Genomic DNA, 15,567 nt, shown 5'->3' on the forward strand with positions numbered 1-15,567 from the left:
TGTTCACCGCCATCGTGTAGTGATGACCGACATGGCAGCTACTCCGTCGGAAACCCAGGTCAAGTCGATCAGGCGGGCATTGGAGGACGTTGATCTGCCGGCTTTGACCGCTGCTTTGCGGCCGCTGTCGGCGGTTCAGATCGTCGGTCTGCTGGAACGGTTGGACAGCCGGGACCAGGCGGTGCTCTACCGGGTGTTGCCCAAGGGGCAGGCCCTGGAGGTGTTCGAGCGGCTCGACCCGAGTTTGCAGCGCGATATCGTCGGCGGGCTGCAGGACGACGCGGTGGCCACATTGTTCGCCGACCTCGACCCCGACGACCGGGTGGAGTTGCTCGACGAACTCCCGGCGAAGGTGGCAGCGCGGTTGCTGCGCGGGTTGCCGGCACCGGAACGCGACCTCACCGCGGGGATGCTGGGCTACCCGCAGAACTCCATCGGCCGGCGAATGAGCCCGGAGTTCGTTTCCGTGCGCTCGTCGATGACCGCGGCGCAAGCCATCGCCCGGGTGACGGGCAGGCTCCGCGACGCCGAAACGATCTACACGTTGCCCGTGGTCGAGGAGGAACGCGTCCTGGTCGGCGTGGTCAGCTTGCGTGCGCTATTGGCCGCAGCCTCGGACACCACGGTCGGTGCGGTGATGTCGGCTCCGCACTGGGCGCGTTCCACCGAGAGCGCCGAAATCGCCGCCCGCCGCTGTGCAGACCTCAAAGTGCTGGCACTTCCGGTCGTCGACAACGAGACACGACTGGTGGGAATCCTCACCGTGGACGACGCGCTGCGGATCTTGGAGACCGCCGAATCCGAGGATCAGGCCCGCATCAGTGGTACCGAGCCGTTGCGCCGGCCCTATCTGACCGCGCCGGTGACCAGCCTGGTCCGCGCTCGGGTGGTGTGGCTGCTGGTGCTGGCGATCGGCGCGACGCTGACCGTGCAGGTACTCGAAGTCTTCGAGTCCACCCTGGAGGAAGTCGTCACGCTTGCACTGTTCGTGCCACTGCTCATCGGCACCGGCGGCAACACCGGCAACCAGGCTGCCACGACGGTCACCCGCGCGCTGGCGCTCGGCGACGTCGGGCCACGCGACCTCGGCAAGGTGTTGTTCCGCGAACTGCGCGTCGGGGTTGCGCTGGGTGTGTTGCTCGGCGGCCTGGCCTACCTGGTGACCAGCCTGATCTACGACCCGGCGATCGGCTCGGTGATCGGGTTGACTCTGGTGAGCCTGTGCACCATGGCCGCGACCGTCGGGGGTGTGATGCCGCTGTTCGCCCGGGCGATCCGGGTCGACCCGGCGGTCTTCTCCAACCCGTTCATCTCGACGTTTGTCGACGCGACCGGACTGATGATCTATTTCCTGATCGCCAAGTCGGTGCTGGGCATCTGAATTGCGATTTCCGCTGCGGCGAGCCGTTCTGGCACAATGAGCCGCTGTCCACGTGCGGCTTCCCGTCAGGGATGGGCCGTACGGCGGTCACACACGTAAGGCAAAACCGGATCGGGCAACCCGCCCGCATCGCTGAATTGTCAGCGTGGCAAACGCAGTAGGAGTGTCGTTCATGGCTGTCAAGATCAAGCTGACCCGGCTGGGCAAGATCCGCAATCCCCAGTACCGCATCATCGTCGCCGATGCCCGAACCCGCCGCGACGGACGCGCCATCGAGGTCATCGGCCGTTACCACCCCAAAGAAGACCCCAGCCTGATCGAGGTGAACTCCGAGCGCGCGCAGTACTGGCTGGGCGTCGGTGCGCAACCGACCGAGCCGGTCCTGCAGCTGCTCAAGATCACCGGTGACTGGCAGAAGTTCAAGGGCCTGCCGGGCGCGGAGGGCACGCTGAAGGTCAAGGAACCCAAGCCATCCAAGCTGGACCTGTTCAACGCCGCGCTGGCCGAGGCCGAGGGCGGCGCCACCACCGAGGCCACCACGCCGAAGAAGAAGAAGGCGCCCGCAGCCAAGAAAGCCGAGCCGGCGGCATCCGACGTCGAGGCCACCGCTGACCCTGCCGGCAACGCCGACAAGTCCGAACCCGCCGCCGAAGGCGAGGATGCCACCGTCGCCGGTGCCACCGAGGGTTCGGGCGATTCAGCGCCGGCGCAGAGCTGAGACCGACGATGAGCTCTGTCGTCGTTGACGCCGTAGAACACCTGGTCCGCGGCATCGTCGACAATCCCGACGACGTGCGTGTCGACATGGTGACCAACCGGCGCGGCCGTACCGTCGAGGTGCACGTGCATCCCGATGACCTCGGTAAGGTCATCGGTCGCGGAGGTCGGACCGCCACCGCATTGCGCACCCTGGTCGCCGGCATCGGCGGCCGTGGCATCCGCGTCGACGTCGTCGACACCGACCGGTAGCACCGCTTGCGCAGCGCAGGATCGAACGGGGCCTGATGGAACTGGTGATCGGTCGTGTGGTCAAGGCGCACGGCGTCACCGGTGAAGTCGCCGTCGAAGTCCGTACCGACGACCCCGAAGCCCGCTTCGTCGCCGGCGCGACGCTGCGGGGCCGTGCCCCAAAGGGGGGCGCGCAGCGCGACTATGTGGTCGACTCGGTGCGGTCCCACGGTGGACGCCTGTTGATGCGCTTGGCCGGGGTCGGCGATCGTGCAGCCGCAGACCAGTTGCGTGGGACGTTGTTCGTCGTCGATTCCTCGGAGCTGCCCCCGATCGAAGACCCCGACGAGTACTACGATCACCAGCTCGAAGGGCTGACGGTCTGGACGGTCCACGGAGAACGGGTCGGCACCGTGGCAGAGGTGCTGCACACGGCCGCAGGCGAATTACTGTCGGTGCGCACCGGCGCCCATGCCGGCGCTGCCGGAGACGCCGAGGTGCTGGTGCCGTTCGTGTCGGCGATCGTGGTGGCGGTATCGCTGGAAGATCAGAAGGTGACCATCGATCCCCCCGAGGGCCTGCTCGATCTTTAGAGAGGTGGATCCGTGCGGATAGACGTCGTCACCATCTTCCCGGAATTTTTGCAGCCGCTGCGACAATCGTTGCCCGGCAAGGCAATCGAGACGGGTATCGTCAACCTGGCGGTGCACGATCTGCGTAACTGGACCCACGACGTCCACCGGTCGGTCGACGATTCGCCCTACGGAGGTGGTCCGGGGATGGTGATGAAAGCCCCGGTGTGGGGTGAAGCACTCGATGAGATCTGTTCTCCGGAAACGCTTCTGGTGGTTCCGTCGCCGGCGGGCCGACTTTTCCGGCAATCGGTGGCCCAACGCTGGAGCGGCGAGGCCCACCTGGTGTTCGCCTGCGGCCGTTATGAGGGTATCGACCAGCGGGTGATGGACGACGCCGCGCGGCGGATGCGGGTCGAAGAGGTGTCGATCGGTGATTACGTCCTGCCGGGTGGGGAGTCGGCAGCGGTGGTGATGATCGAGGCGGTGGTGCGGTTGCTACCTGATGTACTTGGTAATCCTGCTTCGCACCAGGATGATTCGCATTCGGAGGCGGTTGACGGCTTGCTGGAAGGGCCGAGCTACACGCGTCCGCCGAGCTGGCGGGGTCTGGACGTGCCCGAGGTGCTGCGCACCGGTGACCATGCTCGCATTGCCGCGTGGCGCCGCGAGCAGAGCCGCCAGCGCACCGCCGAGCGCCGGCCAGACCTGCTCGACTAGATGCGGCCCTCCGGGAACATCGTGCGCACCGCGTCGGTGATGGTGGCGCGCGCGGTGTCGGCGTCGGTCGGCTGCATGGAGCCGATGGCCATCACGTAGCGGTGGTCGGTGCCGATGACTCCGGTCGACAGATGCATCCAATCGGCGCCCACGCAGCACATCCAGCCCTGCTTGACTGCGACGCGCTCGGCGGGCAGACCCTCGGGGATGCCGAAGCGCTGCGGGTAGACCCCGCCGGGCACCATCCCGTCTGGTGCGGTCGGTGTGGAGGCGGCCAGGTTGTCGAGGATGATGCGGGCCTGTGCTGCCGGCAGCCCGCCGGAACCGGCCAGCAGCATGTCGTAGTAGCGGACCAGGTCAGTAGCGGTGCTGGTGGTGTTGAACCAACGCCCATTGCTGGGCGGGCGGGTTGCCGACAGCCGGTAGCGGTCGACGATCCGGTCGACGATCGCGCTGCCTCCGCTGCGGTTCCAGAACACCTCCGCGGCGCTGTCGTCGGAGGCGCGCAACATCACGTCGAGGTCTCGTCGGTCCTGCGGCGACAGCGTGGTTTTGCCCTGGGCCACCTGCAGCAGCAGGTCGTCGGCGATGAACACCTTGACCACCGAGGCGATGGCGATGGTTCGGTTGTCCCCGTTGGTCACCAACTGGCCGGTGTTGCGATCGAGCACGGCCGAGGTGATGTCAGCGCCGGCCCGGGCGGCTTGCGCGGTGGCCTGCCGTTCGCGTTCGGCGAGGCCGACGAAGGCCAGAGCAGGCTCATCTGGGGGACGGACGGGCAGCGGGGCCATCGTGCCCAGGGGCGCGACGACAGTGGAAGGCGGGCCCGAAGGCACCGGTGGCACGCCGTGGACCTGCGTGTGACACGCGGTGAGGGTCAGCAGGGTGGCCATCAGCGCAGCCGTGGTGGTGACCAGCCGGTACGGCCGCCGTCGCATCGGTCGCCTCCGTGATCGATCGAATCCACACCCTGTCCGGCGGGGTACCCCCGCGCCGTAGCCCGTCCGTCCCAGGTTAGACGCAGCCGAACAGATGTGCTCTGATGCCGCTGAGGCATCCGTCACCGGATTTCGGGGATCGGCCCTTCGTCTGGCACAATTGGGCAGTTGTCTGTGCACGGCCGGAAACGGACGAGCCACCGCTCCGCCGCACGACCGCACCCCAGACGCCCGACAAACCTACGGCTCTGCGCGTCAAGACGTCGCACGCAGCCGCGATCAGCAAGGAAGTGTCACCGATGAACACGCTCGATTTCGTCGACCAGACGTCGTTGCGCGACGATGTCCCCGATTTCGGCCCCGGCGACACCCTCAACGTCCACGTCAAGGTCATCGAGGGCTCCAAGGAGCGCATCCAGGTCTTCAAGGGCGTTGTGATCCGCCGCCAGGGTGGCGGGGTGCGCGAGACATTCACCGTGCGCAAGGAGAGCTACGGCGTCGGTGTCGAGCGCACGTTCCCCGTGCACTCGCCCAACATCGACCACATCGATGTCGTCACCCGCGGCGACGTCCGCCGTGCGAAGCTCTACTACCTGCGTGAGCTGCGCGGCAAGAAAGCCAAGATCAAGGAAAAGCGCTGACCTGCCTGCCGGCCGGGTCCAGGATGTCTGCTGACTAGTCTGACCTTGTGACCGGACCCGCCACGCCTGAGGATTCCCAGCCCGAGCACACCGCCGATCCCGCGGACGTTGATGCGTCGGCGCAGGACGAAAGGGACTCCGGCAAGAAGAAGGGCGGCGCGCTTCGCGAAGCCGCGATCCTGACCACCATCGCCGTGGTCCTGTACTACGTCATGCTGACGTTCATCGCGCGTCCGTACCTGATCCCGTCGGAGTCGATGGAGCCCACGCTGCACGGTTGTGAGGGCTGTGTCGGGGACCGGATCATGGTCGACAAGTTGAGCTATCACTTCACCTCGCCGCGACCCGGTGATGTGGTCGTGTTCAAGGGTCCGCCCAACTGGAGTATCGGCTATCAGTCGATCCGTTCGGACAACCCGGCGATCCGCTGGATGCAGAACGCGCTGTCGGTGGTCGGATTCGTCCCACCGGACCAGAACGATCTGGTCAAGCGCATCATCGCCGTGGGTGGTCAGACGGTGCAGTGCCGACTCGACACCGGGTTGACCGTCGACGGTAAGCCCCTCGACGAGCCCTACCTGGACCGCGACACCCTCAACGCCGACCCGGCTGTCTACCCGTGCCTGGGCAACGAGTTCGGCCCGGTCGAGGTTCCCCCGGACCGGCTGTGGGTGATGGGCGACAATCGCACCCATTCGGCGGACTCGCGCACCCATTGCGGCAACGATCCCGACGACGTGCAGCGTGGCCTGATTTGTACCGGTGACCCGATCCCCGGCACCATTCCGGTGGAGAATGTCATCGGCAAGGCACAGTTCATCGCCTGGCCGCCGTCGCGGTGGGGTGGGGTGAGCTCGTTCAACCCGCAGACCTGAACAGGAGGCCTCGGACTTGCGTGCTGCGTGGCCACCGCGTGCGGTGATCCGCAAATCCTCGGGCTTGCGCACCCTGGAGTCGGCGTTGTACCGCGCCGGACTGGGCCCGGTGGCCGGTGTCGACGAGGTCGGGCGGGGCGCTTGCGCCGGACCGCTGGTCGTGGCCGCCTGTGTGCTCGGACCCAACCGGCTGGAGAGCCTGTCGGCGCTCGATGATTCCAAGAAGCTCGGCGAGGCCGAGCGGGAGAGGCTGTTTCCGCTGATCAGGCGGTATGCACTGGCCTACCATGTGGTCTTCATCCCGTCGGTGGAAGTGGACCGCCGCGGCGTGCACGTGGCCAATATCGAGGGGATGCGGCGGGCAATCGCGGGACTGCCGGTTCGGCCGGGTTATGTGCTCTCCGACGGCTTCCGGGTGCCCGGTTTGCCGATGCCGTCGCTGCCGGTCGTGGGCGGCGACGCAGCGGCCGCCTGCATCGCGGCCGCAAGCGTGCTGGCCAAGGTGAGCCGCGACCGGCTGATGGTCAAGATGGACGACGAGCACCCCGGTTACGGGTTCGCCGAGCACAAGGGCTACAGCACCCGTGCTCACAGCGCTGCGCTGGCCGCACTCGGCCCGTCCCGTCAGCACCGGTACTCCTTCATCAACGTCCGCCGGCTGGTGGTGTGCGACGCGCAAGTCATTGGGTCGGCTGAGCTGGAATGGGAACCCGGAGAGCATGCCGAACACGCGTGCGGGAAGATGAGCGCAATGGGGCCGATGGACTCCGACCGACATGAAGGACAGCTGAGCCGATGAGTGCCGAGGATCTCGAGAAGTACGAAACCGAGATGGAGCTCTCGCTCTACCGCGAGTACAAGGACATCGTCGGACAGTTCAGCTACGTCGTCGAAACCGAGCGGCGCTTTTACCTGGCCAACAGTGTCGAACTGTTGCCTCGCAACGCCGACGGCGAGGTCTACTTCGAGCTCCGACTCGGGGATGCGTGGGTGTGGGACATGTACCGGCCGGCGCGCTTCGTCAAGCACGTGCGGGTCATCACGTTCAAGGACGTCAACATCGAAGAGGTCGAGAAGCCCGAGCTGCGGCTGCCGGAGTAGTCGTGCATCCCGGCGAACCCATGTGGGCGGCGCGGACGGTCGCCTCAGAGTGCCGACGACGCCCGGAGACGGTGCCGCTGAGGCGTCCTGCCTCGAATGAGTCAATGCCGTGCCGCCGTCAATCCATCACTCGGATGGCTCGCGACGTCGCGCTGGACTGGCTGCACGGAATCGACGCGACCTATCGCGTGGCTGCATCTGCCAACCACGTTGCCGCGACACGTGTTTGAGTGACGCAACCAAAGGTCGGCCGTGGACGTGGTTCAGCAACTCATCGTCGGGTGACGGTCAGGGGCATGCGCACATTCATCCACCTGTTCACCCCGCACGCACCGCTGGGACCGATCGTCTCGTCGAAGCCGACCATGCGATCCAATCGCTCCGGCACGTCGAATCGACGAGCCCAGAAGGTGAACGACTGGGTGCCGTCAGCTGTGGTGCCATCCGGACACTTGAGCCAGCCGGGGATCACCCGCGTGGCCCGCCAACGCTGGCTCAGATAGACCAGAGGGGCAGACCACCCCTGGTCGCTGACGAGTGTTCCGGTGCAGTCCTGAAAGCTTGTGCACGACGACGTCAGGGTCCACACGCTGGTCACGCTCGGGCGTGGCTCGAAGCGTTCGCGGGTCTTGGACCACTGGCCGTCGGAGAACGCCACGAAGGTGCCGTTGAGTGCGACGTCGTTGGGCCCCGCGTCGGCGGGTGCCGCAGCGGCGATAGCCGCGGCCGACATGACCACGGCGGACGCAACGCTCAGCGTCCTGCGCGCGGTCATCATCGAGTGGCCCCCGACGCCGGCGGCAGAACAAGCTCCTGCCACGTGCGGACCCGCCCGCCCTCGGCGAGGTTCGTCTGCGAAAACACGTGGCCATCGGGGCCGGCGACTGCTCCTGAAGCGGGGTCGTAGGGGGCGATTGCGAGCGGCGGTCTTGCATCCGATGCGTTCCCGAAGCTGCTCGGGGCGGCCGCCTGTGGAAGGACTGGGTTGTCCGGCCGGATCGGCGGCGGAGGCGCGGCGGGTGCCGGAGGTGCGCCCGGACCCGGCGATGCGCCGGGCGGCAGAGGCGTTCCCGTGATGGGTCCGAAGATCCGCTCGTCCTCGTTCACCCGGCTATCCGGCGGAACTCCCTGGCCCACCAGGTTGGGATCGAACGGTCCCGGGCCCAGCGCATGCTCACGAGCCGCCAGCGGCTTGTACGGCTCGTCGCTCTTGCAGATCTCGACAGTGGGCGCGTACTTGCCGGGCTTGTCCATGCAAGGCGTGTTCCGGACACCGCGCACGGAAATCGGCGAGTCCTGCGGAAGCTTGCAGTAGAGACCGTCGGGGGTGTCCAACGTGGTGGTGTCGGCCGGATTGCGCCGCTGCGAGGCCGGGAGGAATCCCACCGTGCACGCCGGAGGGTCGTCGACCGAAATCCGGAAGTCCCCGACGGGGATGCCGGTCGCATTGTTGTCGCCGACTGCGGCCTGGTACATGGCCGTCAACGGTGGCAGCAGCACCAGAAGCTGCTTCAGGCCGGGATGGTAGGTCACGGCCACCTGGCTCAGCGAGCCCATGTTGGCCAATAACACAGGGAGGGTGGGCTGCACCTGTTGGAGCAACTGCGAAACCTCCTCTGCTGCAGACGGTCCCGTCTCCAGCACAGTGCGAAGATCGGGGTCGTTGGCCGCCACTTGTCGACTTACCGAAGCCAGCCTCGCCGCCCAGGTTCGCAGCGCATCGGAAGTGGCCACCTGTCCTTCCAAGAAGGGTTGGGCGTCCTCGACCAACTGCGCCGTGCGTCCGGATGTGCGATCGAGTTCAGCGGCGAGGCGTGCGGTGGAATCAGTCAGAGACTGCAGATCGCTCCCCGCACCGTTGAAGGCGAGAAAGGTCTCGTCGAGCAGTGTGCCCAGATTTTCGGTGGGCACGCTGGCGATCAAGCCGCTGACCCGGTCGAGCATGGGTGCCACTCGTTTCGGCACGGTGACGTCCGACGCCGGGATCACCGATCCCTCGCTGAGGTAGGGGCCGTCCTCGCTGTCCGGTTGCAGATCGACGTACTGCTCGCCCACGGCCGACACGCTGCGTACCTGGACCCGCAGATCCGAAGGTACCCGGGGAGACGTGGTCAGGGACAGGGTCGCGACGGCTCCATCAGCATTCACATCGACGTCGGTTACTTTCCCGATCTGGACACCGCGGTAGGTGACGTTGGCGAAGCGGTAGAGGCCGCCCGCGTCGGGCATGTTCATTGTCACCGCAATGCGCCCGACCCCGAGCAACGTGGGCACTTTGAGGTATTGCACGACAAGGACGCTCATCCCGACCACCGAGGCGATGGTGAACAGTGTGAGCTGAATCCTGACGAAACGGGTGAGCATCAGGGATTCGCCTGTGTCTCTGGGGGAAGCCGATCGGGTCCCATGACCCCCGGCGGCAGTGCGACGGCCTCTCCGAGCGGGTTTTTCGAATAGAACCTCTCGTAACCGGGATCGCCGGGGGCGGGAACGAGTGGGGCATTGGGGTCGGCGAACGACGTGCCCGACAGCAGGCCACGCCGGAAGCGGCTGAGCGTGAGATCGACAGTGACGAAGAGGTTCAAGTAATCGCCTCGCATACCCCGGTCGATGAGATTCTGATTCAGCGGGAACGTCGTGGCGAAGGCCAGGGCGGTGGCGATGTCGGGCCCGATGTCGTTCAGCGCGGCGAGGACCGGGCCGAGGTGGCCGAGATTGGTGACGAGGTCGGCTTTGGTGTCTGCGACGACTTTGGTGGCGGTGTCGCTGAACGTGCGCAACGCATCGAGCGCCGCGGTGAGTGCGGGTCGCTGCTCACGAAGGATGTCCAGCGCAGGCTGGATCTCGCGCAGCGCCGTGGCTAGGGTGTCTCGTTGCTGGGCCAAGGTGCCGGCGAACCGGTTCAACTCGGAGACGGTGGAGATGATGTCTTCGCGTTGGTCGTCAAGGGTGCCGACGAAGGTGTCGAGGTTGCTCATCAGCTCGCGAATGTCGTCGGTGCGCCCACTGAATGCGTTGTTCAACGAATGAACGATGTCACCGATTTGACCCAGCCCGCCGGCGTTCACGACGGTCGAGAGTGCTGCGAGCGTCTGTTCGGTCGATGGATAGGCAGACGAGCGCTCCAGCGGAATCACGGATCCGGGCTGGAGTTTGGCATCGCGTTGGCCGTTGGGCGCGGTGAGCTGAAGGTTCATCGACCCGAGTAGGCTCGTCTGTCCCACGGCTGCGGTTGCATCCGCGGGAACGTGCACTCCTGGGACGATGGTGATCTCGACCTCGGCGTGGCGGTCGACGACACCGATCCGGCGCACACTGCCCACCACCACGTCGTTCATGAGGACTGGTGAATTCGGTTCCAACGTTCCGACATTGAGCAGCTCGACTGTGTAGGTCGATGCTCCCGCGCCGTGCCCGACGGTCCCGGGGAGAGGTAGTGAATTGACTCCTCCGAAACCGCATGCTGTGGCGACCGTCGTCAGCATCGCGATGGGGACGATATGGCGGACCCTCACGGTGTTGGCCTTTCGGCAGGTAGGAGGACTTGCGGCAACGTGGGTGTGCCCTGCGAAGTGGGAGCGTCCGGCGGTGGGGGAGCGTCCGGCGGCGGAGGAGGTTGATCGGCGTATGCCGAGTCTGACGGCGAGACGGGCATCGGTCCCGACCGGGTGCCCGGGCCCCCGGGCCGCAGCGCGGGGTCGGTGTAGATCAGCTTCGATTCCGGCGGGACCGAGGTGAGCAGCGGGTTGACCGGGAAGGGTAGGTAGTTGAAGTTGATGCGGTTGAACGCCGGACCCAGGGATTGGGCGCACAGCTTGCTGGTCGTAGGAGCGGTGACGTTCTCCAGGGCAGAGATCATCCCGCACAGGAAAGCTTGAGGGTCGGCCATGTTCTTGAGCACGAACACTCCGGTTGCACCCCCGACCCGGGGGTCCATCATGTTGTACGAGTTGGCGATCGCGTTGGGCGCGACATGGAGAACCTGCTCGAGATCTTCCTGCTGATTCACCACGATCTGCGTGAGGTCGGTCAACCGCCGCACTTGGTCGACAGCCTGGTCACGGGTACCGGTAACGAAGCGACGGACGTCGGCCACGGCGACCGACAGATTCTTCAGCGCGGCATCGAGATCGCTTCGCCCACCGTCGAGAACGCTGGTCAGTGTCGCGAACCGACCCTGAAACTGGACAATCTGCTCGTTGGCCTGGCGCAGCACTGCGACGAAGGTCTGAAGGTTCTCCAGGATCTGACCGATGTCACCGCTGCCGTCGGCGAGGATCCTGCTGACCGACGACAGTTCATGCAGCGTGTCGCGCAGCTTCTGGCCGTTGTCTTCCATGGCGCCTGCCGCGCTGTCGATGAAGCGGCCGATCGAACTGGTGTTCAGACCTGCTTGCGGTCCGAGATCTGTTGCCAGACGAGTCAATTGCTCCTTGATCTCATCCCACTCGACAGGCACTGCGGTGCGATCGATCGGGATGGTGCTGTGGTCGGCCATCACCGGGCCGCCGGAGTATGCGGTCAGCTGAACGAAGCGCGCGGACACCAGGTTGGGGGCGACTACGACGGCCTTGGCATTCGCGGGCACCCGCACCCCGTGGTCGACCTCGAGGGTCAACTTGACATGTTTTCCGGCCGGCTGGATCTCTGCGATGGATCCCACCGGTACGCCGGCGATGCGGACCTCATCGCCGGCGTAGATCGCGCGAGCGGAGGAGAACGTGGCGACGATGGTCGCGGGTGCGAATAGATGGCGCACCAGCAGGAAACCGCCCGCCGACACGGACAGTGCAATCAGTACGAGGGCGATGACCAGGGCTTGCAGGCGGCGGGTCACCGTGGTGGCTCCGGAATACCGTTGTACGGGAACGGAAATTCGGCGCGAGGGCCGACGTCGTCGGGCGGCTGGCCGGCATCTACTCCGCGCCGGAAACCGAAGGCGTAGTCCAGAAAAGGTTGCAGAAACGGCGGCAGATCGAGGTTGGGGATGTACGCGCTGTAGTAGGGACCATTGGAGACGGTTTCGCCGAGCGTGGTCATGTACTTCGCGAACCGGGGCAGCGCAACGGCAATGTTGTCTCGCTGGCGTTGCAGCATGTCGATTGTGGAATTCAGGCGGTCCAGTGTGGGAGCAAGTTCGGCCTCGTTGTCGGCGACCAGACCTGATATCTCGCGCGCCAACACCGACGTATTGGCGAGCAGTTCGACGATGGCGCTTCGGCGTCGGGACAGCATGTCCACGAGTTCGTTGGCACTGAGTATCAGCGCGGCGACCTGATTGCTGCGCTGCGCCAGAATTTCTGTCACCTCGCGTCCGCTCGTGAACAGCCCTGCCAGTGCGGTGTTCCGTTCCTCGAGGGCCGCAGAAATCCGGGTCAGCCCGTCGAATGTCGGTCCCAGCTGCGGCGCGATCTGGTCGATGGCGTCAGACAGGGTGTCCAAGGCTTGGTTGACGTCCCCGGTGTCGGTGGCCGCCACGTTCGTGGTGAGCTCGCCGACAGCCTCGGTGAGTGAGTAGGGAGCGAACGTCCGACTGATCGGAATGACAGACAGGGGGCGCAGCAGGTCATCGCCTGCCGATTCCAGCGTCAGCGTGCGCTCACCGAGCAGTGTGCCGGTTCGGATGTGCGCCGTTGTCTGCGAGCCCAGGGTCACACCGGATTTGACGACGAAGCTGATCACCGCGTTCGGATCCTGCAGGGTGATCGCGGTGACCTTGCCGACCGCCATCCCGGCGACAGTCACGTCGTTGCCCGTTGCCAGGCCGCCGGCGTCGACGAACACCGCCTGGTAACGAATGCCCGTCGCCCAGGCGGCGAGGCGTTCGGGAGCAAGCCCGACGGCTATCACCAGAACGGTGAGCACCACGCCGATCACGCCCGCACGGATGAGATGGCGTCCGCGGTACTTCAGCATCTAGTTCTCCTCACACCGACCCCCGTCCTGTCGGAAGACTGGGAACTGGGCGGTGCGGCCCTGCAGGTCGGTGACGCGCACCGCCAGTGAGCAGATGTAGTAGTTCACGAAGCTGCCGTAAGAGCCGAGCCGGGCCAGCTTGCGGTAGTTCTCGGGTGCTTTCACCAGCGCTGTCTCGATACGATCCTTCTTGTCATCGATGTTGGGCGCCAGCCTCGTCAGCTCGTCGACGGCGCCGGCCAGCGGCGGACGCGCCTCGGTTAATAGATCGGCCAGCGATGCAGTTCCCGCGTTGAGTGAGTCAATGGCTGCCCCGATGGGTTCGCGATCGCCGGCGAGTTCGGTGACCAACCGCTGTAGTCGGTCGATCGCTCCCGAGAACTCGGTGCCCTCATCGGACAGGGTCGCCAGCGTCGTCTGAAGATTGTCGATGAGTTGTTGTACGACTTCCCGCTTGTCTCCAAGCGCCTGCGTGAAAGACGACGTACGCGAAAGCAGCGACGTCATCGTCGGGCCCTGACCCTGGACGATCTGGACCAGCGAAACGGCCAGTGCGTTGACGTCCTGGGCGTTCAGTCCGCGGATGACCGGCTTCAGCCCGCCCAGGAGCACGTCGAGGTCGAGCGCGGGTGCGGTCTGTGTCTTGGGGATCGTCGATCCTGGCGTGAGGATCGCGGAGCTTCCCTGGCCGTCGACGAGATCGAGATAGCGGTCGCCGACGAGGTTGAGATAGCGCACCGCTACGGTGGTGCCTGCTGTGAGGGCTATCTCGCGGTCGGTGTCGAAGGTGACCACAACGGTGTGATCGGGCTGCATCACGAGTCGGTTGACGCTGCCCACCTGTACGCCGGCGAAGCGGACAGTGTCACCCGCCTTGAGTTTGGATACGTCGGTGAAGATTGCCGAGTATGTGTTCGTGGTCGCCGAACGGTAGTTGCCGAACACTGCGAAGAGGCACGCGGTCAGAAATGCGGTGATCATTGTGAAGATCGCGAACTTGACGATCGTCGAATTCCCGCGCTGCCTCATCCTGGTTGGCCGATCTGAGCGCTGTTCCGGGGTGGCCCGTCGAACGGGCCGAACAGGATCTTTTTCAGCAGATCAGAGTTCAGCACCACTCCTGGGTTGTTGTACTTCCACGGGTTGGAGCCGGTGTCGGCAACGACGAATTCGGGTGCCTTTCCGTAAGGAACCTTCGGGAGATTCGCACACTGCGGACCGCCAGATGCGGCGATCTTCGGCAGGTCCGCAGGGTAGCGGTATCGCTCCTGGCCCCATTGGAATCCGGCCAGAATATCGACTCCCGGCGGCCCCAGCGGCGGGTTGTTCGCCATCACGAGCATGCCACCGATACCGCAGGTCAGTGCTTGCCGATACTCGTTGACCAGCGAGGTTGTGGGCACCAATAATTCGAGCGCGCGATCCAGCGGCGGTCCGTTCACGGTCAGCACGTCGTTGCCGATGGCGCCGAGACCGGTTGTGCTCATCAGCAACGCGTCCAAATCGTCGGCCTTGTCGACGATAGTCGCGGACAGCCGCGTGACGGTGTCGGCTACCGACAGAAGATCTGGTGCCGCGTCGGCGTATGCGGCGGCCACCTGGGGGGCGGCTGCCAAGTCGCTGCGTAACGCATCGAGCCGTGGGTTCACTGTTCGCAGTGCGGAATTGAGGTCTGTGAGCGTCTGGCCCAGCTGAGCGCCCCTGCCCTGCAGGGCGGTGGTGAGCGCGCCGAGAGTCTCGTTGAGTTTCTGGGGGTGGATCGAAGCCAGCAATGTGACCAGCTCTTGGAACAGCGTGTTCGCTTCGAGCATGACGTGCTCGGCGGATATGGTCTGGCCGGCGCGCAAAGGATCCGGCGATGGTTCCGGCGGTGCGACGAGACGAATCTGCTTGGCGCCGAACACAGTGGTCGATGAGATGTCCACCTCGACGTTGGCGGGGATGAGCGCCATGCGGGCGGGGTCGATTTTGAGGTGGATGGTCGCTTGATTGCTCGGAAGGTTCTCGATGGAGCCCACGGTGCCCACCTGCACGCCGTGCAGGGTGACTTTTGCGTCGGGGTTCATCACCAGGCCCGCGCGGGGCGAGACGATGGTCACGGGCACGGATTCGGTGAAGGCTCCGCGGAACAGGGCGGCACTGAGAAGGACGACGCCGATGACGCAGAGCACGCTCAGCAGGCCGACGAGGGGGCGCATCACGGATCCTGTCACCGAGCTGATCCGGATCCGGACATTGCGTCACCTCCCGGTCTGGGCCGCTGTCACATGTCTACGACCGAGCAGACCAAATGTTTGATCCGAAACATAACAGCGGGATTGAGGGATGGTCAACGGCCGTGTGAAAGTTTGTTCGCTCCCTAGCATTTCCGCTGAATTAGCATCTCCGTCAATAATTTCCCTATTGCGATGACGGGCCCAAAAAGATGGAATCCAGGTTGAGGCCCTGAGTAACACGTTGGCGACGCGTGAGCCG

At 65.3% G+C, this 15,567-nt stretch carries 17 protein-coding genes; 9 read left to right on the plus strand and 8 right to left on the minus strand.

What is annotated here, in order from left to right; translation table 11 throughout:
* The first annotated feature begins 22 nt into the window (after nt 1-22).
* From mgtE to trmD, 5 genes are all read left to right on the plus strand, one after another.
* A complete protein-coding gene (gene mgtE, locus KXD98_RS09300) occupies nt 23-1,381 on the plus strand; it encodes a magnesium transporter (protein WP_260763535.1) in 1,359 nt (452 codons plus the stop codon).
* 172 nt (nt 1,382-1,553) lie between these two features.
* Nucleotides 1,554-2,099: a 30S ribosomal protein S16 gene (gene rpsP / locus KXD98_RS09305; RefSeq protein WP_260763537.1), complete on the plus strand. Its 546-nt coding sequence runs from the start codon at nt 1,554-1,556 to the stop codon at nt 2,097-2,099.
* Between the two features lie 8 nt (nt 2,100-2,107).
* Nucleotides 2,108-2,350 (plus strand): RNA-binding protein, encoded by a 243-nt coding sequence (locus KXD98_RS09310; protein ID WP_098004435.1) that lies wholly within the window; start codon nt 2,108-2,110, stop codon nt 2,348-2,350.
* A 35-nt stretch (nt 2,351-2,385) separates the two neighbouring features.
* Entirely contained in the window at nt 2,386-2,922 is a 537-nt protein-coding gene (gene rimM, locus KXD98_RS09315) for a ribosome maturation factor RimM (RefSeq protein WP_260763542.1), read from the plus strand.
* 12 nt (nt 2,923-2,934) lie between these two features.
* On the plus strand, nt 2,935-3,621 hold the full coding sequence (gene trmD / locus KXD98_RS09320; protein ID WP_260763544.1) for a tRNA (guanosine(37)-N1)-methyltransferase TrmD: 687 nt from the start codon (nt 2,935-2,937) through the stop codon (nt 3,619-3,621).
* On the opposite strand, the gene KXD98_RS09325 is transcribed toward trmD, so the two are convergent.
* Nucleotides 3,618-4,559, minus strand: coding sequence for a hypothetical protein (locus KXD98_RS09325; protein WP_260763546.1), 942 nt, complete (start codon nt 4,557-4,559; stop codon nt 3,618-3,620). The two genes, trmD and KXD98_RS09325, sit on opposite strands and share 4 nt — an antisense overlap.
* A gap of 299 nt (nt 4,560-4,858) precedes the next feature.
* On the opposite strand from KXD98_RS09325, the gene rplS reads away from it, so the two are divergent.
* From rplS to KXD98_RS09345, 4 genes are read left to right on the plus strand one after another with little or no spacing between them, the layout of a single operon-like run.
* A complete protein-coding gene (gene rplS / locus KXD98_RS09330) occupies nt 4,859-5,200 on the plus strand; it encodes a 50S ribosomal protein L19 (RefSeq protein WP_098004431.1) in 342 nt (113 codons plus the stop codon).
* A gap of 47 nt (nt 5,201-5,247) precedes the next feature.
* Nucleotides 5,248-6,075, plus strand: a complete 828-nt coding sequence (gene lepB, locus KXD98_RS09335; RefSeq protein WP_260763549.1) for a signal peptidase I — start codon at nt 5,248-5,250, stop codon at nt 6,073-6,075.
* Between the two features lie 16 nt (nt 6,076-6,091).
* Nucleotides 6,092-6,874: a ribonuclease HII gene (locus KXD98_RS09340; RefSeq protein WP_260763552.1), complete on the plus strand. Its 783-nt coding sequence runs from the start codon at nt 6,092-6,094 to the stop codon at nt 6,872-6,874.
* On the plus strand, nt 6,871-7,176 hold the full coding sequence (locus KXD98_RS09345) for a DUF2469 domain-containing protein (RefSeq protein WP_260763554.1): 306 nt from the start codon (nt 6,871-6,873) through the stop codon (nt 7,174-7,176). Before KXD98_RS09340 ends, KXD98_RS09345 begins: the two co-directional genes overlap by 4 nt.
* Nucleotides 7,177-7,447: 271 nt before the next feature.
* Here the strand turns inward: KXD98_RS09345 and KXD98_RS09350 are convergent, their stop codons facing one another.
* The 7 genes from KXD98_RS09350 to KXD98_RS09380 are packed head-to-tail and all read right to left on the minus strand — an operon-like array spanning nt 7,448 to nt 15,290.
* Nucleotides 7,448-7,954, minus strand: coding sequence for a hypothetical protein (locus KXD98_RS09350; protein ID WP_260763556.1), 507 nt, complete (start codon nt 7,952-7,954; stop codon nt 7,448-7,450).
* On the minus strand, nt 7,951-9,540 hold the full coding sequence (locus KXD98_RS09355; RefSeq protein ID WP_260763558.1) for an MCE family protein: 1,590 nt from the start codon (nt 9,538-9,540) through the stop codon (nt 7,951-7,953). Before KXD98_RS09355 ends, KXD98_RS09350 begins: the two co-directional genes overlap by 4 nt.
* The gene (locus tag KXD98_RS09360) at nt 9,540-10,661 is read right to left on the minus strand and encodes an MCE family protein (protein ID WP_260765096.1); all 1,122 of its coding nucleotides are present in this window, start codon (nt 10,659-10,661) and stop codon (nt 9,540-9,542) included. The genes KXD98_RS09355 and KXD98_RS09360 overlap by 1 nt, the downstream gene beginning before the upstream one ends.
* 26 nt (nt 10,662-10,687) lie before the next feature.
* The gene (locus KXD98_RS09365) at nt 10,688-12,013 is read right to left on the minus strand and encodes an MCE family protein (RefSeq protein WP_260763559.1); all 1,326 of its coding nucleotides are present in this window, start codon (nt 12,011-12,013) and stop codon (nt 10,688-10,690) included.
* Nucleotides 12,010-13,092, minus strand: coding sequence for an MCE family protein (locus KXD98_RS09370; protein ID WP_260763561.1), 1,083 nt, complete (start codon nt 13,090-13,092; stop codon nt 12,010-12,012). Before KXD98_RS09370 ends, KXD98_RS09365 begins: the two co-directional genes overlap by 4 nt.
* Nucleotides 13,093-14,121 carry an MCE family protein gene (locus KXD98_RS09375; protein WP_260763563.1) on the minus strand — a complete coding sequence of 343 codons (1,029 nt, stop codon included), beginning with the start codon at nt 14,119-14,121 and terminating at the stop codon, nt 13,093-13,095.
* Complete coding sequence (locus KXD98_RS09380) at nt 14,118-15,290, minus strand: MCE family protein (RefSeq protein WP_260763564.1); 1,173 nt, start codon at nt 15,288-15,290, stop codon at nt 14,118-14,120. The genes KXD98_RS09375 and KXD98_RS09380 overlap by 4 nt, the downstream gene beginning before the upstream one ends.
* Between the last annotated feature and the right edge of the window lie 277 nt (nt 15,291-15,567).

The organism is Mycobacterium sp. SMC-4 (assembly GCF_025263265.1).
In the GTDB taxonomy this organism is placed as follows: domain Bacteria; phylum Actinomycetota; class Actinomycetes; order Mycobacteriales; family Mycobacteriaceae; genus Mycobacterium.